General features: G+C 64.5%; 20 protein-coding genes. 11 read left to right on the top strand and 9 right to left on the bottom strand.

Going from position 1 to position 20,452, the window contains the following annotated elements:
- Window positions 1–35 precede the first annotated feature (35 nt).
- On the top strand, window positions 36–1,076 hold the full coding sequence (locus NKF25_RS09890; RefSeq protein WP_253226512.1) for an NAD(P)-dependent alcohol dehydrogenase: 1,041 nt from the start codon (window positions 36–38) through the stop codon (window positions 1,074–1,076).
- A gap of 11 nt (window positions 1,077–1,087) precedes the next feature.
- Here NKF25_RS09890 and gfo6 read toward each other — a convergent pair whose 3' ends face one another.
- Both gfo6 and NKF25_RS09880 read right to left on the bottom strand, forming a co-directional pair.
- Window positions 1,088–2,164 carry a D-xylose 1-dehydrogenase Gfo6 gene (gene gfo6 / locus NKF25_RS09885; protein WP_253226511.1) on the bottom strand — a complete coding sequence of 359 codons (1,077 nt, stop codon included), beginning with the start codon at window positions 2,162–2,164 and terminating at the stop codon, window positions 1,088–1,090.
- A 50-nt stretch (window positions 2,165–2,214) separates the two neighbouring features.
- Window positions 2,215–2,796 (bottom strand): NAD(P)H-dependent oxidoreductase, encoded by a 582-nt coding sequence (locus NKF25_RS09880; protein ID WP_066143858.1) that lies wholly within the window; start codon window positions 2,794–2,796, stop codon window positions 2,215–2,217.
- Between the two features lie 116 nt (window positions 2,797–2,912).
- On the opposite strand from NKF25_RS09880, the gene NKF25_RS09875 reads away from it, so the two are divergent.
- Window positions 2,913–3,860 (top strand): helix-turn-helix domain-containing protein, encoded by a 948-nt coding sequence (locus tag NKF25_RS09875; RefSeq protein ID WP_253226510.1) that lies wholly within the window; start codon window positions 2,913–2,915, stop codon window positions 3,858–3,860.
- Window positions 3,861–3,913: 53 nt separating this feature from the next.
- Here the strand turns inward: NKF25_RS09875 and NKF25_RS09870 are convergent, their stop codons facing one another.
- On the bottom strand, window positions 3,914–4,891 hold the full coding sequence (locus tag NKF25_RS09870) for an AIR synthase family protein (protein ID WP_253226509.1): 978 nt from the start codon (window positions 4,889–4,891) through the stop codon (window positions 3,914–3,916).
- Window positions 4,892–5,045: 154 nt separating this feature from the next.
- Here NKF25_RS09870 and thsA point away from each other — a divergent pair, with 154 nt between their 5' ends.
- Entirely contained in the window at window positions 5,046–6,686 is a 1,641-nt protein-coding gene (gene thsA, locus NKF25_RS09865) for a thermosome subunit alpha (protein WP_253226796.1), read from the top strand.
- A 76-nt stretch (window positions 6,687–6,762) separates the two neighbouring features.
- Here the strand turns inward: thsA and NKF25_RS09860 are convergent, their stop codons facing one another.
- Window positions 6,763–7,833 carry a guanosine monophosphate reductase gene (locus NKF25_RS09860; RefSeq protein ID WP_253226508.1) on the bottom strand — a complete coding sequence of 357 codons (1,071 nt, stop codon included), beginning with the start codon at window positions 7,831–7,833 and terminating at the stop codon, window positions 6,763–6,765.
- 119 nt (window positions 7,834–7,952) lie between these two features.
- On the opposite strand from NKF25_RS09860, the gene NKF25_RS09855 reads away from it, so the two are divergent.
- The 3 genes from NKF25_RS09855 to mutS all read left to right on the top strand — a co-directional run bounded on the left by NKF25_RS09855 (window position 7,953) and on the right by mutS (window position 11,617).
- Window positions 7,953–8,534 (top strand): TetR/AcrR family transcriptional regulator, encoded by a 582-nt coding sequence (locus tag NKF25_RS09855; protein WP_253226507.1) that lies wholly within the window; start codon window positions 7,953–7,955, stop codon window positions 8,532–8,534.
- 71 nt (window positions 8,535–8,605) lie between these two features.
- Entirely contained in the window at window positions 8,606–8,947 is a 342-nt protein-coding gene (locus NKF25_RS09850) for an antibiotic biosynthesis monooxygenase (protein WP_253226506.1), read from the top strand.
- Window positions 8,948–9,004: 57 nt separating this feature from the next.
- Complete coding sequence (gene mutS / locus NKF25_RS09845; RefSeq protein WP_253226505.1) at window positions 9,005–11,617, top strand: DNA mismatch repair protein MutS; 2,613 nt, start codon at window positions 9,005–9,007, stop codon at window positions 11,615–11,617.
- 3 nt (window positions 11,618–11,620) lie between these two features.
- Here the strand turns inward: mutS and nucS are convergent, their stop codons facing one another.
- Both nucS and NKF25_RS09835 read right to left on the bottom strand, forming a co-directional pair.
- Window positions 11,621–12,355, bottom strand: a complete 735-nt coding sequence (gene nucS, locus NKF25_RS09840) for an endonuclease NucS (RefSeq protein ID WP_253226795.1) — start codon at window positions 12,353–12,355, stop codon at window positions 11,621–11,623.
- Between the two features lie 41 nt (window positions 12,356–12,396).
- Complete coding sequence (locus tag NKF25_RS09835; RefSeq protein WP_253226504.1) at window positions 12,397–12,921, bottom strand: DUF6735 family protein; 525 nt, start codon at window positions 12,919–12,921, stop codon at window positions 12,397–12,399.
- A gap of 134 nt (window positions 12,922–13,055) precedes the next feature.
- On the opposite strand from NKF25_RS09835, the gene NKF25_RS09830 reads away from it, so the two are divergent.
- Together NKF25_RS09830 and NKF25_RS09825 are read left to right on the top strand one after the other, a co-directional pair.
- Entirely contained in the window at window positions 13,056–14,912 is a 1,857-nt protein-coding gene (locus NKF25_RS09830) for a glycoside hydrolase family 15 protein (RefSeq protein ID WP_253226503.1), read from the top strand.
- Between the two features lie 187 nt (window positions 14,913–15,099).
- Complete coding sequence (locus tag NKF25_RS09825; protein WP_253226502.1) at window positions 15,100–15,630, top strand: 2'-5' RNA ligase family protein; 531 nt, start codon at window positions 15,100–15,102, stop codon at window positions 15,628–15,630.
- A 25-nt stretch (window positions 15,631–15,655) separates the two neighbouring features.
- Here the strand turns inward: NKF25_RS09825 and NKF25_RS09820 are convergent, their stop codons facing one another.
- Window positions 15,656–16,375 carry a hypothetical protein gene (locus NKF25_RS09820; protein ID WP_253226501.1) on the bottom strand — a complete coding sequence of 240 codons (720 nt, stop codon included), beginning with the start codon at window positions 16,373–16,375 and terminating at the stop codon, window positions 15,656–15,658.
- A 64-nt stretch (window positions 16,376–16,439) separates the two neighbouring features.
- The gene (locus NKF25_RS09815) at window positions 16,440–17,075 is read right to left on the bottom strand and encodes a DsbA family oxidoreductase (RefSeq protein WP_253226500.1); all 636 of its coding nucleotides are present in this window, start codon (window positions 17,073–17,075) and stop codon (window positions 16,440–16,442) included.
- Between the two features lie 109 nt (window positions 17,076–17,184).
- On the opposite strand from NKF25_RS09815, the gene NKF25_RS09810 reads away from it, so the two are divergent.
- The 3 genes from NKF25_RS09810 to NKF25_RS09800 are packed head-to-tail and all read left to right on the top strand — an operon-like array spanning window position 17,185 to window position 19,252.
- Window positions 17,185–17,517, top strand: coding sequence for a hypothetical protein (locus tag NKF25_RS09810; protein ID WP_253226499.1), 333 nt, complete (start codon window positions 17,185–17,187; stop codon window positions 17,515–17,517).
- Entirely contained in the window at window positions 17,510–18,022 is a 513-nt protein-coding gene (locus tag NKF25_RS09805) for a winged helix-turn-helix transcriptional regulator (RefSeq protein ID WP_253226498.1), read from the top strand. Before NKF25_RS09810 ends, NKF25_RS09805 begins: the two co-directional genes overlap by 8 nt.
- A gap of 33 nt (window positions 18,023–18,055) precedes the next feature.
- Window positions 18,056–19,252 (top strand): NAD(P)/FAD-dependent oxidoreductase, encoded by a 1,197-nt coding sequence (locus NKF25_RS09800; RefSeq protein WP_253226497.1) that lies wholly within the window; start codon window positions 18,056–18,058, stop codon window positions 19,250–19,252.
- Here NKF25_RS09800 and NKF25_RS09795 read toward each other — a convergent pair.
- Window positions 19,227–20,390, bottom strand: a complete 1,164-nt coding sequence (locus tag NKF25_RS09795) for a VIT1/CCC1 family protein (protein ID WP_253226496.1) — start codon at window positions 20,388–20,390, stop codon at window positions 19,227–19,229. The genes NKF25_RS09800 and NKF25_RS09795 overlap by 26 nt on opposite strands.
- Window positions 20,391–20,452: the final 62 nt, after the last annotated feature.

Below are 20,452 nucleotides of genomic sequence, written 5' to 3'. Positions count from 1 at the left end.
AACACCTGTCCCTTTGCGCGTCATGATTCGTGAGCATGCGTGCTGCACGACTCCACGAGTACACCGATGAGATGGACGACGCGCTCACTATCGAGGACGTCGACCGACCGTCGGCGACCGAGCCGAACCAAGTTGTCGTGGAAATCGAGGGAGCAGGGTGGTGTCAGACGGACAATCACGCCATCGAGGGGATGTGGGAGGAACGGATGGGTCAAACCCTCCCGATGACGCTCGGGCACGAAAACGCCGGAACCGTCGCGGAAACGGGCGACGACGTGACGCTGGTGTCGGAGGGCGACACCGTCATCTGCCATCCGGCGATGACCTGCGGCATCTGTCGGGCCTGTCGTCTGGGACAGGACATGCACTGTGAGAACCTCGCCTTCCCCGGCCTCTCGACGGACGGCGGGTTCGCGGAGTATCTCCTGACGAACGAGCGTGCGGTGATTCCGCTCCCGGAAGGGGTCGATCCGAAGCAAATCGCCCCCCACGCGGACGCCGGAATCACGGCGTACCACGCGGTGAAAAAGGCGGTTAGGGAACTGAACCCCGGCGAACCCGCCGTCGTCGTCGGCGTCGGGGGACTCGGCCACATCGGACTCCAAGCGCTCCGGGCGATGAGCGCCGCCGAGATAACGGCCATCGATGTGAAAGACGAAGCGCTAACGCTCGCGACCGACCTCGGCGCACACCACACCATCAACTCACGAACGGAGGACGTGGCCGAGCGATTGGACGCCCTCACCGACGGAGCGGGCGTCCAGCAGGTCATCGACTTCGTCGGTGCCGACGAGACCTTGGACTACGCCCCGAACGTGCTCGCGGGCGGCGGGGACCACCACGTCGTCGGCTACGGCGGCCACATTCACGAACCGGCCCAAGCGCTCGTGGACGGCGACTTCGCCTATCGTGGAACGCTCGTCGGTACCTACCCCGAACTCCAAGAGTTGTTGTCGCTCGTCGCGCGTGGCGAGGTGAGCCTGCGAACCTCGCGGTACGCGCTTGAGGACATCAACGACGTCGCGGCAAAACTGGAACACGGCGAAATCGAGGGGCGAGCCGTTATCGTTCCCTGAGCAGTCGCCCGTCAGTCTTCGACGCGCACTCGTTTTCCCGTTTCCGCGGACTCGTAAATCGCTTCGATGGTGCGCATATCGACCAGTCCGTGTCGTCCGTCAGGTTCCGGGCCGCGACCCGAGAGCAAACGGTCGGCGAAGTAGTCGAACTCCTCGACTTCCTCGTTCACGGGTTCGACGGAGAGTGCGGCTTCCACGTCGCCCCGCTCGATCGTCAACTGGGCCTCGCCGAAGAAGGCCGGGGAGAGCGTGAGTTTCCCTTCCGTTCCGATCACGCTGAATCGACTCTCCCGCTGGGCGTACTGGCTGGCGACGCACGCCGCCGTGACGCCGTTTTCGAACCCGACTTCGAACGTGACGTGTTGGTCCACCTCGGAAAAGTGCTCGTGTGGACTCTTCGTCGTCCCCTGTGCGCTCACCGGGTCGGAATCGAGGACGAATCTGGCCGTGTTCAGCGGGTAGATGCCGAGGTCGATGAGCGCCGACCCGCCCGCGAGGTCGGCGTCGAGTCGCCACTGGTTCGGGTCGGGCGAAATCATCTCGAAGACGTTCTGGCACATCGACCCCTCGACCAGTGCGGGCGTGCCGATGAACCCGTCCCGCACGAGTTCTCGCATCCGTCGGACGGCCGGATTCGTGTGCATTCGATAGCCGATCATCAGCGGAATACCTGCCGCCTCGGCGACCTCGACCAGTCGTTCGGCGCGCGCGGCCGAGGCCTCCATCGGTTTCTCGCAGAGCACGGCCTTACCGAGGTCCGCGGCCGTCTCCACGAACGCCAGATGGGTGGCGTTCGGCGTGGCGACGTACACCGCGTCGTAACTGTCGGTCCCCTCCTTGTCATGGAATTCCTCGTAACTCAGCGCGCGGTCAGCACCCGTTTCGTCGCGGAGTCGAGCGGCCTTCTCGGGTGATCCGCTGACGACCGCCCCCACCTCACAAAGAGCACTCTCGCGCAGGGCGGGAACGACCGCTTCCGTCGTGAACCAGCCCAGACCGATCAGCGCGAAGCGAACCGTTTCCTCCGGTTCAGTTATCGTCTGCCAATCACGCCGGGTGAAGTTCTCCAAGTGCTCAGTGAGTTCCATCCACGGACGGAACGACCGTGAATCGGTTAGTGCTTTGGGCTTCGACCGTCTCAGAACCCGGTGACGGATTCGAGCGTCGTGCTGGCGACTTCTGGATACTCATCGACCCCGGCGAACAGGACGAGTCGCTCGCCGAGTCGCTGGACGCGGTCCGCGGTATCTTCGTCCGTGATTTCCCCGTCCTCGATGTTCGAGCGGGCGTCGGGAATCCCGACTTCCACGGGGAGCGTCCACGCGTTCAGCGCCCGGCAGACCGACCGCAGGTGTTCGAGCGCGGGAGTCGGGAATCCGCATCCCGAAACCGCGAGCAGGCCGACCGTCTTCCCCTCGAACTCCTCGAATCCGCAGTAGTCGAGGGCCGTTTTCAACGGCGAGGAGTACGAACCGTGGTACATCGGCGTGGCGAGGAGCACCGCGTCGGCGTCCCGAACCGTCTCCCGGAGCGCTTCGGCGTCGGGCGGTGTCGCCTCGTCGCCATCGAGCAACGGGAGGTCGTACGTTCGCAGGTCGACGAGCGTCGTCGTCGCGCCCATCGACTCCGTCGCGTCGAGCGCGGTTCGGAGGGCAACTCGTGTTTCGCTTCCGTCGCGCAGGCACCCACACAATCCCACGACGTGAATATCGAGTTCCATACGACAGATACCGGAGAGAGCCACTAAAGCACTCGCTGAAGTGTGATTCAGTTGGAATAGTTTCACTTCCGGGATGATCGGAAGGGATTACCCGATCGCCCGAGGAGTACCGACGAATGCAGGACGATCCCGAACCGACGACGTACGGCGCGGTGACGCCGGACGAGGCGTTCAATCTCATCGGGAACGACGTTCGAGCGGAAATCCTCCGGGCGCTCAGCGACGAACGGGGTGGCGAGGGAACTCCGCCGACGCTCTCCTTCTCGGAACTGCGCTCGCGCGTGGACAGCGACGTGGACAGCAGTCGGTTCAATTACCACCTCCAGCAACTCGTCGGCCGGTTCGTCGAGCGCCGGGAGGACGGCCACTCGCAACTCGTGGATTCCGTCGTCGATCCCGACGAAGGGGGGTACGCATTGCGCCCCGAAGGAACGATGCTGACCCGGACGATTCGCGCCGAAACGGCGGCCGGGGAAGCGACGCTTTCACCCACTGCCCTCGATCTGGACTGCTACTTCTGTGACGGGACGGTCGAGGCGACCTACGAGAACGCGCTGTTCAAGATACAGTGTGCCGACTGCGAGTATCTCTACGAGTACGACCTCACGCCACCCGGAATCCTGAACGGGGACGCGGAAACCGCCATCTCGAACGCCAGCGAGTACAACCGAGCCGTTCGCCTCGCGTTCGCGCGCGGCATCTGTCCGCTCTGTGGAAACGGCGTCGGGACGACGTTCGTCGCCCCCTCGGAAACGGGGTATCCTCGACCGGACAGGCGCGAAGCCTGTATCAACCGTTCGTGTGATCACTGTGGCCGCATCGACATCCTGCGGGTCGGCGAGGCGCTCCTCGCCGACCCCGGCTTGCTCTCGTTCTGTCGCGAGCACGGCCTCGACGCGACGACGACGCCGATCTGGCGACTCGAATTCGCCATCACCGACCGCAATGTGACCGTCCGCTCGACCGACCCATGGGAAGTCGCGTTTGGGCTCACGCTCGACGGCGACACCCTCGAACTCGTCGTCGATGACGAGTTGAACGTCATCGAGCGGTCCCGTTCGTAGCGGGCGGTCCCGTTCGTACCAGAATGGCGATTCCGGAGGTGGAATTATCGAGACTACTCCCAGAGCTGATATAGATCGTCGCGCGGCGGGTCGTCGATGGTCTCATCGTCCAGTACGAGTTCGCCGTCTCCATCCCCTTCGACGGCGTGACCGATGACGGCGGCCGAAATTCCGCCGTCACGAAGCACGTCGAATGCATCCTCGACCCCCTCCTCTGGAATCGCCGCGAGGAGCGCCCCCGAACCGAAGATCCGGAGCGGGTCCACGGACATCGTCTCACAGAGCGTCCGCGTCACGTCCCGAACCGGAACGTCGTCGCGCTCGACTTCCAACCGTATTTCGGACGCCTCCGCCATCTCCAGTAGGCCGGTGACCACGCCGCCTTCCGTCGGGTCGTGCATGGCGTGGGCGTACTCCCGGAGGACGCGGGCGTCCTCGGCCACGCTGATCTCCTCGAAGAACGATTCACCCGCTTCCGCCGTCGATTTCCCATCTACCGTCGTATCCGATCCGACTTCGTCGCGGAAATCCGTGGCGAGGATGGCCGTCCCCTCGATTCCGGCCCCTTTCGTCAACACGAGTCGGTCGCCGGGTTCCACCCCGCCGGTCGGGACGTACTCGTCCGCCAATCCCATCGCGGTCATCGTCACCGTCGGCCGTGGGAGGTCGGGGGCGTACTCGGAGTGACCGCCGACGATGGCGACATCGAGATTTTTCGCCGCTTCGTCTATCTGTTCGGTCACGATATCCAGCGTCTCCCGGTCGTCGTCAGGGAGAAACACCACGTTCGTCAGCCAGCGCGGGTCGGCACCGGAGCAGGCCACGTCGTTGCAGGCGACGTTGACGGCTAGCGTGCCGAGTCGTTCGCGGGCCAGCGAGAGCGGGTCGGAGCTGACGACGAGGGTCTCGTCGCCGATTTCGATGGCGGCGGCGTCCTCACCGTAGCCGGGACCGACCAGCACGTCGTCGTCCCGCGCACCCGTGCGCGAGACGACGAGCGCGAGGTCGTCCGGGTCGAGTTTGCCGATCATGGCACGAACTTTCGAGGGAGCCCCAATGTGCGTTTCGTCGTCGTCCGCACCGGTCCCGCTCCGCACCGGTTCCGCTTCGTACCGATTCCATTCCGCACCAGTCTTTTTTGCCGGATGCCGTCGTACCCTGTTCGGGGGTATCATGGCAGACAGAATGCAGACCGGACCGATTCTGATACTGGGGGAGGAGGCACAGCGAACCAGCGGGCGGGACGCCCGCGAGATGAACGTCACCGCCGGGCGGGCGGTCGCCGAGGCGGTACGAACCACGCTCGGGCCGCGCGGGATGGACAAGATGCTCGTCGATTCGATGGGCGACGTGGTCGTGACGAACGACGGGGTGACCATCCTCAAGGAGATGGACATCGAGCATCCGGCGGCGACGATGATGGTCGAAGTCGCCGAAACACAGGAGGACGAGACCGGCGACGGGACGACAACGGCGGTCATCCTCGCTGGCGACCTCCTCCGACAGGCGGAGGACTTACTCGAACAAGGCGTCCATCCGACGACGGTCGCACGCGGCTACCGCCTCGCCAGCGAGGAGGCGTATCGGCTGCTCGAAACGGCATCCCATCCGGTCGAGGAGCGGGACCTCCTCACGGAGATTGCACAGACCGCGATGACCGGGAAGGGTGCGGAGGCGGCCAAAGAGGCGCTCTCGGAACTCGTCGTGCGGGCGGTTCGAGCCGTCTACGACGAGGACGGTGACGGCGGGGACATCGACCTCTCGAACGTCACCGTGGAGACGGTCGTCGGGGGCGGCATCTCGGATTCGGAACTCGTGGAGGGCGTCGTCGTGGACAAGGAGCGCGTGAACGACGACATGCCGTGGCGCGTCGAGGACGCCACCATCGCACTCGTGGACACGCCCATCGAGGTGCAGGAGACAGAGACGGACACGGCGGTCAGCATCACCGACCCCGACCAGTTACAGGGCTTTTTGGACCGCGAGGAGGCCCAACTGCGGGAGATGGTCGAACGCATCACCGACAGTGGCGCGAACGTCGTCTTCTGTCAGAAGGGAATCGACGACATGGCCCAGCACCTGTTGGCACAGGAAGGGGTTCTCGCCGTCCGCCGGGCCAAGAAGAGCGACGTGCAACACCTCGCGCGGGCGACGGGGGCGCGCGTCGTCTCCAGCCTCGGCGACATCGATCCCGACGACCTCGGCCACGCCGGAATCGTCGAGGAACGCAACGTCGCGGGCGACACCCGAATCTTCGTGGAGGAGTGTGACAACCCGCGAAGCGTCACCCTCCTCCTGCGCGGCGGGACCGAACACGTCGTCGAGGAGGTCGAGCGGGCGGTCCACGACAGTCTGGGCGTCGTGCGGGTCACCCTGCTGGACGGGCAGGTTCTCCCCGGCGGAGGTGCACCGGAAACGACGCTCGCACTCGGATTGCGGGAGTTCGCCGACGGCGTCGGCGGTCGGGAACAACTCGCCGTCGAGGCGTTCGCCGACGCAATGGAGACGGTGCCGCGCACCCTCGCGGAGAACGCGGGGATCAGTCCCATCGACGGCGTGACCGACCTTCGAAGCCGTCACGACGCGGGCGAGGAAAACGTCGGCCTCGATGCCGAAACCGGCGAGGTCGTGGACATGCTCGACGCTGGCGTGGTCGAACCCCGCCGCGTCAAATCCCGAGCCATCGGGAGCGCGACCGACGTGGCCGAACTCCTCCTCCGTATCGACGACGTGATTTCCGCGGGCGACCTCGGCGGCAGCGACGAAGCGGAAGCTCCGGTGCCGGGCGGTATGGGAGGAATGGGCGGCATGGGTGGCGCGATATAGACGGGAAACGAGACGGGAGACGGGAGCGGTATTTTTTCGAGGACGGTCTCGGAGACGCGAAAATTCACAACCCCGATTACTGTAGCGGCGCGAGTTCCTTCTCCATCTCGGGTTCCACGTTTGCGAAGACGGAATGGGAACCCTCACGCTCCCGGGCACTCGGGGCGACCTGAATGAACTCGGCGTTCTCGCGGGCGGCGGGGATGTCGTGGCCGCCGCAGTAGCTCAACCCCGACCGGATTCCGGCCAGGAAGGTCGCGGTTTCGTCGGCGAGCGGGCCTTTGTACTCGGTCAGCCCCGCGATGCCCTCGTCCGCGTCCGGGGTGAGGCTCTTGTCGGTGCGGTTCTCGTTCGCGGCGGTGGAGGCCATGCCGCGCGACCGCTTGAACGTCTTCCCCTCGACGGTGACCGTCTCGCCGGGTGCCTCGTCGGTTCCGGCGAAGAAGCTCCCCATCATGACGGTGTCCGCCCCGGCCATGAGCGCCTTCACGGCGTCGCCGGACGTTCGGATACCGCCGTCCGCGACGATCGGGATTCCCAACGCTTCGGCTCGCTCCGAACAGTCGTCCACGGCGGTGAGTTGCGGAACGCCAGCCCCGGCGACCTTTCGGGTCGTGCAGTGGGAACCGGGACCGACGCCGACTTTCACGCCGTCCGCGCCCGCGGAGTAGAGGTCCGAGACGGCCTCGGGCGTCACGACGTTTCCGGCGACGAGTTCCGCGTCCGGGAATTCGGCGTTAATCTCCGCCACGGCGTCGAGACAGCGTTCCATGTGTCCGTGTGCGACGTCGACCATGATGCAGTCCACGCCCGCCTCCAGCGTCGCTTCCGTCCTGTCGAGGAATTCCTCGTTGATGCCGACGGCGGCACCGACGAGGCCGCCCGCGTCCTTCACGGCCCGAACCTGCTCGGCCTGTTCCTCGATGCTCAAAAACCGGTGAATCGTGCCGAAGCCGCCCATCTCCGAGAGTGCGATCGCAGCGTCCGTCTCGGTGACGGTATCCATCGGCGCGCTCAACAGCGGCGTGTCGAGTTCGAGGTTCGCAGTGAGATTCGTCGTCAGCGAGACGTCGCTCCGGCTATCGACCGGGGAGCGTTGCGGCACCAGCAGTACGTCACCATACGAAAGACCTGTCCGAACGTTCATCGGTAACCTTCACCTCCGAATCGCCGACTCCACTTAACTCCTCTGCAACGACGCGAACGACGGACGATGGACGACACCGACCGGAAGGGTATTTCCGACGGAACGAGAACTCGACTCCGATGCCAGCGACGGACAGGACGCCGCCATGCGACACGTACGAGAGCCTGATGGATGCCACGTATCGTGCACTGGCCAAGGACGGGTACGCCGATCTCACGCTCCGAAGCATCGCCGCGGAGTTCGACGGGAGTCGGTCCCTCATCCACTATTACTACGAGTCGAAAGACGATCTGCTCTCGGCGTTTCTCGACTCCCTCCTCGACGAGTTCGAGGGTACGATCGACGACGACGCATCGCCCCGAGAGCGCCTCGATGCGCTCATCGACTGGATCGCCTACGGGCCGGAAGAGCGACCGGAGTATCACCGTGTCCTGTTCGAACTCCGAGCACAGGCCCCGCACAATCCCGAGTTCGCGACGCGGTTGGAGGCGAACGTCCGAGGAATTCGGAGCGCGCTCGAAACGGCGATCGCGGACGCGGTAGCGAACGGCACGTTGCCGCCACGGGATCCGGAACGGACCGCCATCCTCGTCCTCACCGCCATCGACAACGCGCGAACCACCGACTACGTGCTCGGCACCGACGACATGCTCGACCGGACGCTGGACGCGGTCGCCGTCCTCCTCCTGCCGAACGAGTGATTCGAGGCCGTACCGATACTCGAACTCCGTCGAACGCGCTGTTGGCCATGTGGCCAATATTTAAATATACGGTGAGCGTAGCGGACGGCGACATGACGACCATCGACGAAACGACGGACCTGACGACGCTCATCAACGTGTTCACCGTGGCACCCGAAAAGCAGGATGAACTGGTGGAACTCCTCGCGGACGCAACAGAGAAAACCATGCGCCACCTCCCCGGTTTCGTCTCGGCGAACCTCCACCGGAGTCGGGACGGCGAACGCGTCGTCAACTACGCCCAGTGGGAGAGCGAAGCCGACTACGAAGCCATCTTCGAGCGCCCCGACGTGCGCGAACACATGGACGGGGCGCTCGAACTCGCTACGGCGGACTACCACCTGTACGACGTGGCGTTCGTAGACGAGCGATAGCCCAGGATTTGCCGAGATTCCGGCAGCTTATTGCCGCGCGGGCACTGGGTTTCTCGCATGGACGCGGCGCTGGGGGCACCCGAGAAGATGGCCGAACACAGCGACGAGTTGACGCCGATGATGCGTCAGTACTTCGAGTTGTGTCGGCAGTACGACGATTCGATGGTACTGTTTCAGGTCGGCGACTTCTACGAGACGTTCTGCGAGGCGGCCGAGCAGTGTTCCAGAATCCTCGAAATCACGCTCACGCAACGCGAGGACAACACGGGGACGTACCCGATGGCCGGGATTCCCATCGACAACGCCGAATCGTACATCGAAGCGCTCCTCGACGCGGGGTATCGCGTGGCGGTCGCGGACCAAGTACAGGACCCGGCGGACGCCTCCGGCGTGGTCGAACGCGCCGTCACCCGCGTCGTCACGCCCGGAACGCTGACTGAGGACGAACTGCTCCACGGCGACGACAACAACTTCGTCGCCTGTCTCTCCCGCGACGAAGGCTATGGGCTCGCCATCCTCGACGTCTCGACGGGTGACTTCTACGCGACGACCGTCGAAACCGAGAGCGAGGTCCGAAGCGAGGTGGAGCGATTCGCCCCGACGGAGGCAATCGTCGCCCCCTCGATCGCGGACGAAACTACCGAATCCGACGTCTTCGACGCCGACTGCATGGTCACGACCTACGAGGAGGCCACGTTCGACATCGACGGTGCGACGGACCTCGTGGCGGACTACTTCGGCCCGCCGGAGCGACTCCTCGCCACCGACGCCGAAATTCGCGCCTGCGGCGCGCTGCTCTCGTACGCCGAGTACGTCCGCGGCGGCGAGGGAATGGGCGATGACGCGGACGACGGATCGTCCCGTCTCGACTACCTCAACCACCTCACGCGCTACGACCCGCGGTCGTACATGCTCCTCGACGCGGTTGCACTCACGAGCCTCGAACTGTTCTCTCCCCGTGCCGTTCACGGACAGGACGAAGCCACGCTCGTCGGCGTGCTGGACGAGACCGCGTGTGCGCTCGGCAGCCGAAAGCTCACCGACTGGCTCCGGCGACCCTTGCTGGAACGCGACCGAATCGAGGACCGACTCGACGCGGTCGAGGAGTGGACCACGACGGTGCAGGCGCGCGAGGAAGTCCACGAACTCCTCCGGAACGTCTACGACATCGAACGGCTCATCTCCCGCGTCTCGCGCGGCCGGGCAAACGCCCGTGACCTTCGCTCGCTGAAGGCCACGCTCGACGTGGTGCCCGACATCGCGGCAGCGATGGAGGGCGTCGAATCCGCGAAGCTCCGTACCCTCCACGGGAATCTGGACGAGATGGCCGACGTGCGCGACCGAATCGACCGCGCTATTCCCGAGGAACCGCCCATCGAAATCACGGAGGGCGGCGTCATCAAGTCGGGCTACGACGACGAACTGGACGACCTCCGCGAGACCGAACGCTCCGGAAAGGCGTGGATCGACGACCTCGAAGCGAGCGAACGCGAGCGAACGGGTATCGGCTCCCTGAAGGTCGGCTACAATCAGGTTCACGGCTACTACATCGAAGTCACGGACCCGAACCTCGACAAGGTGCCCGACGACTACACCCGACGACAGACCCTGAAGAACTCCGAGCGCTTCTACACGCCGGAACTGAAGGAACGCGAGGACGAAATCATCCGCGCCGAAGGGCGTGCCGACGAGTTGGAGTACGACCTCTTCCGCGAGGTGCGCGACGCCGTCGCCGAGGAGTCCGAGCGGGTGCAGTCGCTCGCCGAGACGCTGGCCGAACTCGACGTGCTCGTCGGGTTGGCGGAGGTCGCAGCCAAACACGGCTACTCGCGCCCCGAAATCGTTTCGGACGGCATCGAGATCCGAAACGGTCGCCACCCCGTCGTGGAGCGAACCCAGTCCTCGTTCGTGCCGAACGACACCCGCTTCGAGGGCGACACGCTGGCGGTCATCACCGGCCCGAATATGGCCGGAAAATCCACCTACATGCGGCAGGTCGCGCTCATCACGATTCTCGCACAGGTCGGGAGCTTCGTTCCCGCCGACGAGGCACGACTCGAACTGGTGGACCGCGTGTTCACCCGCGTCGGCGCGAGCGACGACATCGCGGGCGGCCGCTCGACGTTCATGGTCGAGATGACCGAACTCGCGGACATCCTGCAGAACGCCACCGATCGCTCGCTGATTCTACTGGACGAAGTCGGCCGCGGAACCAGCACGACTGACGGCTTCGCCATCGCCCGCTCGGTGACCGAGCACGTCCACGACGAAATCGGGGCGAAGACGCTGTTCGCCACGCATCACCACGACCTGACCTACGTCGCCGACGACCTGCCGAACGCCATCAACCTCCACTTTGCTGCCACGGAACGCGACGGCGAGGTGGTCTTCGAACACCACATCTCTGAGGGCGCGACGATGGCTTCGTATGGTGTCGAAGTCGCCGGACTCGCGGGCGTGCCGGAGTCGGTCATCCAGCGGTCGAAGGAGCTACTGGCGGAGGGGAACGGCGGGATGGAAGACCCGACGATGGAGGAAACGAACGCCGCCGATTCCATGCCGTCCGACTCGAACGACGTAGTGGACGAACTCCGACGAACCAACGTCGCGGCGACGACGCCGCTCGAAGCGTTGCAACTACTCGACAGGCTGAAATCGCAGTTGGACTGATTTTCAGGGTGCCAACGAGACGAATTCGAGTCCGCTCTCGGCGAGCATGCTACGGGCACGTTCGGTGACCGAGGGAGCGACCAGCACGCCGCGAACCTCCGCTCCGGCGTGGAGGTCTCGATGGAGTGCGTCCACGTAGCGTCGGAGTTGGCCGACCGCGTCCGGACCGACGCGCTTGCGCTTGAGTTCGACCACCATCGTGATTCCGTCCGCGTCCTTGCCGTAGATGTCGATGGCTCCCGCCGCAGTCTGGCGCTCGGTCGCCAGTGGGGTGAACCCTTTCTCCACGAGGTTCGGGTCGTCCAGAATCCGCTGGCGGAGGTCCTCCTCGGTTCCGGCGAGCGATAGCTCCTTGGCGTCGGTAACGTCGAACGACGAAACCTGCCTGAGCTCCTCGAAGTGAACGTCCAACGATTCGGAGGGGCTGTCCCTGCGACTGCCGACGCGGAGGTGGCCATCCGCGAGTTCGGCGGAGACGGTTCCGCCCGGCGGTTGCCAGTTGACGGGTTTCTGTCCTTCCTCGGTGTGGACCAGCGTCGTCCCGTCGGGTTTGAGCACGACGAGGCGGTCGCCGGGGCCGAGATAGCTCTCGGCGCGACCGTCGTACTCCACGGTACAGCGGCCGAACAGGGTGAGGAGGTCCCCGTTCCCGATGGCCGCTTCGATGCGGGCCAGCGCCGCTTCGTGCGTCGGTGTCAGGAGCGTATCGGGTGCGTTCTCCTCGTTCGTCTGCGTCACTGGCGGATGGTAGACGGTAGGCGGATAAAAACCGATTGCCATCAACGCGTGAAAACCACCTCCCGGCGGTCACCCGCCCATTCGGTGACGCGCGAATCGAGGTAGTCGATGGCGTCGTCGGCGTCGAGCACGTCCCCTCCAACCATGTCCCGGACGACGGCTCGGGTCGCGCGAAACCACCGGCGAGCGTCCCTCGCGTCGGCTTCGCCGTGAACTTCGATGAGCGCGCCCGCTTCGGATTTCGCGTCGATGGTGGTGCCGAACCACAGCGGGAGGTAGGCGATGACGCGCCACGAAAGCGAAACGACGAAGAACGCCTCGATGGCTCGATAGTCGAACCGAACGGCGTCCTCGAACGTCAGCGCGGTCGCTTGCGGCGTCGGATCGATGGCTGGCGTCCATCGCTCATCCCTTCCGTTCGCGCGTCCGTTTCGTCCACCGCCTGCGAACGGCGTTTCAGCGGTGATTCGATGCCGTAGCGAGAGGTCCGTTGCGCCCCACTGTGCGTATCCTCGGTCGTAGCGGCCGTCCGGTCGCTCGTAGGCGACGAGTGCTCGGTGTCCCACTGGGCTGGTGTGCTCCCGTCATCGAATAAAAATCTAGTCGTCTCCCGGTCGAATCGATGTTTCCCTGCCCAAAGGTTCAATTCCCTTCTACGTAGAGTTATAGATATGAAGCGGTTTTCCGCAGGGAGGCACCCATGACGGGATATTTTCCTATCGAGCGGTACGGAATTATTGGAAATCTGGAAACCTGTGCGCTGGTCAACGACGAAGGAGGTATCGAGTGGCTTCCCATGCCGCACGTCGAATCCCCGAGCGTGTTCGCCAGCATACTCGACGCACAGAAGGGCGGGCACTGGCGAATACAGCCCATGCTCGCGTTCGAGTCGGAGCAGTCGTATCTCGATTCGACGAACGTGTTACGGACGACGTTCGAGACCGAATCCGGCCGTGTTCGGGTCACGGACTTCATGCCCGTCCGTAACGACGGTATGGAGCGGGCGGTGTACCGGAAGGTCGAAGGCATCGAGGGCGATGTCGAACTCGAACTGACGTTCAGCCCCCAACTCGACTACGCGCACGGTGAGACGAATCTGACGCCCGAGGACGACGGTATTCGAATCACGAGCGGGGACGACGATGGCGACGATGGGGATCTTCCCGGCCACGACGACGACCACTTCGCGTTCCTCAGCGGGGGAATCGATGTCGAAGTGGATGGTGGAAGCGGTAGCGCGGTCTGGTCCGTCGGCGAGGACGAATCGACGTGGTTCGTCCTGGCGTTCAACGAGAAGAGCATTGCGAACACCGAGGACTGTGAAGCGGAACTGAACCGAACGTCCGAGTTCTGGCGCGACTGGGCACACGACTGCCCGGATGGCTGTGTGTTCGGCGAGGACTCCCACGACCTCGCCGTCCGGTCCGGATTGGTACTCAAACTGCTCACCCACCGCAAGACGGGGGCGATTTGTGCCGCGCCGACGACCTCGCTTCCGGAGAACGTCGGCGGCGTCCGAAACTGGGATTATCGCTACAACTGGATCCGTGATGCGGCGTTCACGATTCAGGCGCTGGCCAACCTCGGACACACCGACGAGGCCGAAGCGTACTTCGATTGGTTCCTCGGCCTCAGTCAGTCCGAGCATCCGACCAAAATACAGCCACTGTACGGACTTCACGGCGACCCAGACCTATCGGAGAAGACGCTCGATTATCTCGCGGGGTATCGCGGTTCGACGCCGGTTCGCGTCGGTAACGGGGCCAAGGACCAGCGACAACTCGACGTCTTCGGCGAACTCCTCCTGGCGATATTCGAAACCTCGGACGGCGGTGATTTCGACCCGGACGACTGGGAGGCGATTCGCCGTATCGTCGAGCACGTCTGTGACGTGTGGGACAAACCGGACGCCGGAATCTGGGAGGTTCGTGGCGGCCCGGACCAGTTCGTCCACTCCAAGGTGATGTGTTGGGTCGCGCTCGACCGCGGCCTGCGAATCGCCGACGAGTGGGGATTCGACGCGCCTACCGAGAAGTGGCAGGAGACGCGTGATATGATCCGTGGCGACGTGCTCGAACACGGCTACGACGACGAGGTCGGGAGCTTCACCCAAGCCTACGACACGGACGCGCTCGACGCGACGGCGTTGCTGATTCCCGTCGTCGGGTTCCTCCCGTTCGACGACGAGAAAGTACAGAACACCATCGACGCCATCCGCGACCGCCTCGAAACCGACGGTCTCGTGAAGCGCTACGACGCCGAGGACGGCCTCCCGGGTGATGAGGGTGCGTTCGTCATCTGTTCGTTCTGGTTGGTGTCCGCGTTGGCCCAGTCGGGACGCGTCGAGGAGGCCCGTGAGGTGTTCGAGTCGGTCTGCTCGTACGCGAGTCCGCTCGGTCTGCTCGCGGAGGAAATCGACCCCGAGACGGGTCAGCAGTTGGGCAACTACCCACAGGCGTTCAGCCACGTCGGACTGGTCAACTCCGCGCTGTACCTCGGCATGGCCGAGGACGAAAACGAACCCCACCCGAAGACGGTCGGGATGGAAGGCGGATAACGACGCTCAGTCGAGGGCTTCCGTCGCGTTGTCCCACTATCCTATACGCCTCGGTAGGCGGAACGTTCGAGGTCGAACGGGAAACGAGGGGACGGAACCTCCCATTGGTGCAAGCGATGGTCGGTGCGTGAGTTGTCGCTCGGACTATCGTGGGAATATTCTTATCGCTATCTGAAAAGTACGAATCGTGACTACAATAATCGGACCAACGCTCCCTGACCTGTATTTCAGCACCGTCGAATCGATTTGGGACGAGTTGATAGCCGAATTCGGAATCGACCGGTATCCCAACCCGTTTCCGCACTTTACCCTGTACGCCCTGGACGACGAGGTCGATATCGCAACCGTCGAAGCCGCCGTTGCGGAGGCCGCGGAGGAATATTCCCCGTTATCGGTTCATACGGACGGTATCGGCATCTTTCCCGGGAATCACGTCTGGCTCCCGGTCGCGAAATCCCCCCAGATCACGGCACTCCACGCCGACATCGTTCGGGCGGTGGAGGGGTTGGGAACCGCACCGGTGCCGTTTTACGAACCACAGAGATGGTTCCCACACGTGGGCTTTGCACTCGGTCTCGACGACGAGCGAACTCGTGACGTCGTCGGGTTCCTGCTGGAGTACGACTTCGAGTGGGAATTCACGGTGGACGATATCACGATTACTCGGCCACCGGCCGCGGGGGAAGAACACGAGATAGTGGCGTCCGTCGATCTTTGAGGACAGCGAACGGCCGCAGATAGAATCACACGTCCCGAAACGGACGGGCGTCGGCGAGGTCGAACAGATGGAGCACGTCCTCCCGACTGTAGTGATCCAGCAGTTCGTGAAGCGAGCGGAACGTCAGGGTCTCCGTCGCGCCGACCTCCGCGAGCGCGAGGTACCGCTCGCCGAACACCGGGACGTCCTTGTTGATGACCTTCCCGAAGCCCCGGAACTTCTCGGGTCGCAGTTCGTCGAGGTCTACCCCGTGGTCGTACTCCTGCCAGTACGTGTCGTCGGGGTCCACATCGACGTTTCGACAGGCGTCTTCCAGTCGCGTGTAGTCGCCGAAGGCGTCCCACGCCGGACGGCGCAGGTCGACGTGCGTCAGTTCGGATTCGAGCAGGGAACGCAACCGCTCGACGACCCCCGTTTCTGCTCTCCCCGCGTCCGCCGATTCCGCGGCCTTCGCCCGTCCCACCAACTGCGGCACGTCGAACGTCTCCCCGCCGTAGGTGACCACTTCGGTTCCGTCCCGTCTGGCGAACCAGTCGAGCGTTCGCGCCACCAGATCCAGTTCGCTGGCGGGCGTTTCTCCCTCCCGAAACAGCACCGCCGCTTCACGGTCGCCGTCCGGTGATTCGTGACCGAGGGCGACCGCGAGTAGCTCGAAATATCTTGGATCGTCGAACTCCGGCGGTGTCTCGTACCGTTCGAGCGTCGGACTCACCGTCTCGATGTCGAGTGCGAACCGTCCTGCCATCTACCGTTCACGAGGCCGGGCGGGACAGGTAAAACTGCTGTAATCGCGACGTGAGGTGGTTGATTTATTCGACGCCGTCAACGAGTCGTTCCAGTTGCTCCGGCGGAACCGCGCCGCGGGCCACGTATCCGTCGTAGATGAACGTCGGAACGCCCGTGATGCCCTGCTGCTGTGCGTCCGTGAACAGTTCGTCGAGTTCCGCGCGGAGTTCGTCGTCGCCGATCGCGTCCCGAATCTCGTCGCCATCGAGTCCGACATCCGTGGCGAGATCGGTGAGAACGGTCGTATCCCCGATGTCGAGACCGTCCTGCCAGAGTGCGGCGAAGATGGCTTCGTCGAAGTCGAGCCATCGGTCGGGGTGCTCGGTTTTGACGTAGTAGGAGGCGACCTGCGCGGGGAGCGAATCGACGTCGGCCGCTATCTCCTGTGCCATCTCGACCCCGTATTTCTCCTGCAACCGTCGCACGTTCTCCCGCGCCTGTTCGTAGTACTCGTCGCCCTTCCCGTCGTCCGCGGCCGTGTCGATGGTTCCGTCGGGATTTCGCTTCCCGCTTCGGAGGTCGAACGGATGCCAGTCGAACGGGAGCGGTTCCTCCCGCGTCTCCCGATACCGCTCCAGCGATCGTCGGCCCAGATAGCAGAACGGACAGACGTAATCGGAGTAGACGACGAGTTCCTCGCTCGCGTGTGCTTCGCTCATGGCCGTACGTTGTGCGGTGAACCGTTAAAAGCGGATGGCCCCGGAAGCGGTTGCCCCTTCGTCCGTGAATCGAATCCCTCAGGTGTCTCGGGAACGAACTCGACGCCAGATGGTGCCGCTGTACCCGCTTCACGTCGTTACCCAAGGGGGGAGCGTCGCGCTCCACGTCGTGCTCGCAGTCGCGGGACTCGGGTCGGCGGCCATCTTTCTGCTGGCGCTCGCGGCATTTCGCCAACGACGTTCGCTTCCGTATCTGCTGATCGCGCTCGCGTTCGCGGCCCTCGCAGGCCGCGAACTCGTCGGTGGACTGACGATGGCGAACTATCTCACCGCGAACGCTCATCACCTGTTCGAACACGGGTTGGACATCGTGATGATGCTCCTGCTCATCGGAGCGGTGTACTACGCCAGAACTGTGGAAAAAAGGAAATACGATGACTGAAACACGAACGCGGATACGCCGATGCGTCGAATCCCGTCCGGGAATTCACTTCAACGACCTCGTCCGGAAGGCCGACATCGCCCCCGGACAGGTCCAGTACCACCTTCGGGGGTTGCTGACCGACGACAGACTCGTCAGCGAACAGCTCTACGGGAAGACCCACTATTACGAACCGGAGTACGACGAGTGGGAGCGAGCGGCGCTCGCACTGCTCCGCCGGGAAACGGCCCGTGACGTGCTCGTCACGTTGCTGGAGCGGGGTACTGCCCGTCCCGCGACGCTCGCCGACGACCTCGGAATCGCGCGCAGCACGCTCGAATGGCACGTGTCCCACCTCGAAGAACAGGACCTCGTCGAGAAGCGCCACGACGTTCGAAATCGCGTGACGCTCGCGCCGACCCGCCCGGAGGAGACGGCCCGCCTGTTGACGGCCGTCACGCCGTCGGTTCCCGAGCGGATGGTGGACCGATTCACCCGACTCGTGGACGGTTTGCTCGTCGAGTAGGTTTTTGCTCCCGGTCGTCGTATTCGCCACGGTATGCGATACCGGCGCGATATCGCCGTCGTCGGCGGTGCGGTCGGCGGCCTCGCGGCCGCCACCGCCTTCCGACGCCTCGGCCACGACGTGACCCTCTTCGAGCGCCAGTGCTACGACGAAAAACGGGTCAATTGCGGCGAGGCGATGACCGCGGCGTCGAAAATCCCGCTTGAGAAGACGGCCGAAAACGGCTTTCTGAATCGCGTTCCCTCGTTCGAGGTCGCGGTTCGTAGCGGAACTGAAACCGTCGGTGGCGGTCGGTTTTCCGCCCGTGATGCCTACATCACCGACCGAAATACGGTCGAGCGTCGGTGGGCGGAGTGGGTGGAAGACCACGGCGTCGAACTGAGAGCGAATCACGGCGTCAGCAAGGCGGAATTTCGTGAGTTGGCGGACGAGTACTACTTGGTGGTGGACGCCACGGGTCAGCCCTCACTCGCGAGCAAAGCCGACGGCACGACCGACGAGTATTCGGGACGGATGGTCGCGCTCAACGCCGACGTGACGGGCGATTTCTCGGCCGTGTATCCCCGTTCGCGCATCGTCTTCGAGGGGTACCTCGGCTACGGATGGCTGTTTCCGAAGACCGAAACGCGGGCCAACGTCGGCGTCGGGTGGCACGAACGCGACGTGCCGGACGACTACTTTGCGGCGCTTCACGACGCCTGTGACCGAAACGGCTGGCCGAAACCCACGCGAGACGAAACGAACGTCGCGATCATCCCGCGCGGGCCGAGTCTCGACCCGGAACGGATTCACCCCCGAGCGAACGTGGTCCGCGTCGGTGACGCCGCCGGAATCGCGAACCGCTTCACCGGAAAGGGAATCTCGCAGGCGATCCACTCGGCCACCCTGCTCGCGGAGTGTGTCGCCGAAGGGGAACTGGCCGAGTATCCCGACCGACTCCACCGCGGAATGCGGGCCGAATACCTGCTCGCGTCGCTCGCCACGACCGTGTTGGCCGAAGGACGACCCGACCTACTGGCCGACCTGCTCTCGGCCGCTTCGGGTATCGACATCGAAGACATCGACCGACACCCGTCGCGGGCGCTGGCCCGCCTGCTCTCGCATCCGTCGCTGGCGGCTCGGTTGCTGTCGATTCCCGCCGCACGGCGGTCGGTGTGGCGAGCGCTTCGCGACGAGTGGGAGTACGACGACGCGTTTCGTCCGCTCACCCCGCGATCGTCACCCCGATGAGCCGCCCCACGCCGAAGGTCAGGAGGGCCGCCGCGAGCCCGATGAGCACCTGTCGCCCGCCCGAGTGCCAGATACTTCGGCCGGTCAGGAGCGTGATCCCTGCCCCGATGGCGAACAGCGCAACCGCGCTGGCGAGCAGGCTGGCTCCGACTGCCGTGAGTCCGGTGAAGAGGGCGAACGGTGCGACCGGAACGATTGCACCGAGCGCGAACAGGACGAACGACGACCCCGCGGCCTCCCACGCGGACCCGCCGAGTCCTTCGGGGTCGATGCCGAGTTCCTCCCGTGCGAGCGTGTCGAGCGCCGTCTCGCGGTCGGCGATGATCTGTGCGGCGAGTTCGTCCGCCTGTTCCTGCGACAGCCCTTTCGCCCGATAGATCAGCGCGAGCTCGGCTTCCTCCTCCTCCGGTACTTCCGCGAGTTCGTCCGCCTCGACCGAAATCTGGCGCTGGTACAGTTCGCGCGAACTCGTCACCGAGAGCCACTCGCCCATCGCCATCGACCCGGCACCCGCCAGCAGCCCCGCGAGCCCCGTGATGAGGATCGAGTTCGCCGACAGCGCCGCTCCGGCGACGCCCATCACCAGACTCAAGTTCGAGACGAGTCCGTCGTTCGCGCCGAGCACGGCGGCGCGCAGTGCGTTCCCGCTGGTCGCCCGATGTCTGCCTTCGAGTCGCGCCAAGGTTCCGCCCTCCACGCCACCCGACGTATCCAGGTTCGCGAGGAGACGGGCGTGCGAGCGTTCGTCCTCCGCGAGCGATGGATCCGCGTCGGGTTGTAAGTGATACTCTACGCCCCCGCCGATTTCGCTCCCGCGAACCGCCGGGAGGACGACGTTCGCGCCGAACCGCCGCGCCAACCACGAGAGGGTCCGTGCGCGGCGACTCGGTGCGGGCAGACCGACGGGCTTGCCCGCTTCGTCCAGCTTCGCCGCCCAGAAATCCGCGTGCTCTCCTTCCGTCTTCGCCAAATTCTCGTACAGTTCGGCGAGTTCGGGGTTCGATTCCCCCTCGGCCATCGCCCGGTACAGCGCCGCCCCGTCCACCTCGTCCTGCCAGTTGGCACGCCAGCGTTCGACGTCGTCCAGGTCCACGTTGCCCGGGTCTGCGTCGTCCGAGTCTTCGTCCCCTGATTCCATAGTTGTTGTATCATCGCCATTCGGGAAAACAGTGCCGTGAAAATCGGGAAGGCGAGAACCGA

This window comes from Haladaptatus sp. AB643 (assembly GCF_024136975.1).
Classification (GTDB): Archaea; Halobacteriota; Halobacteria; order Halobacteriales; family Haladaptataceae; genus Haladaptatus.
Note: the sequence above shows the minus strand (reverse complement) of the source record. Positions and strands in the feature narration are given on the sequence as shown.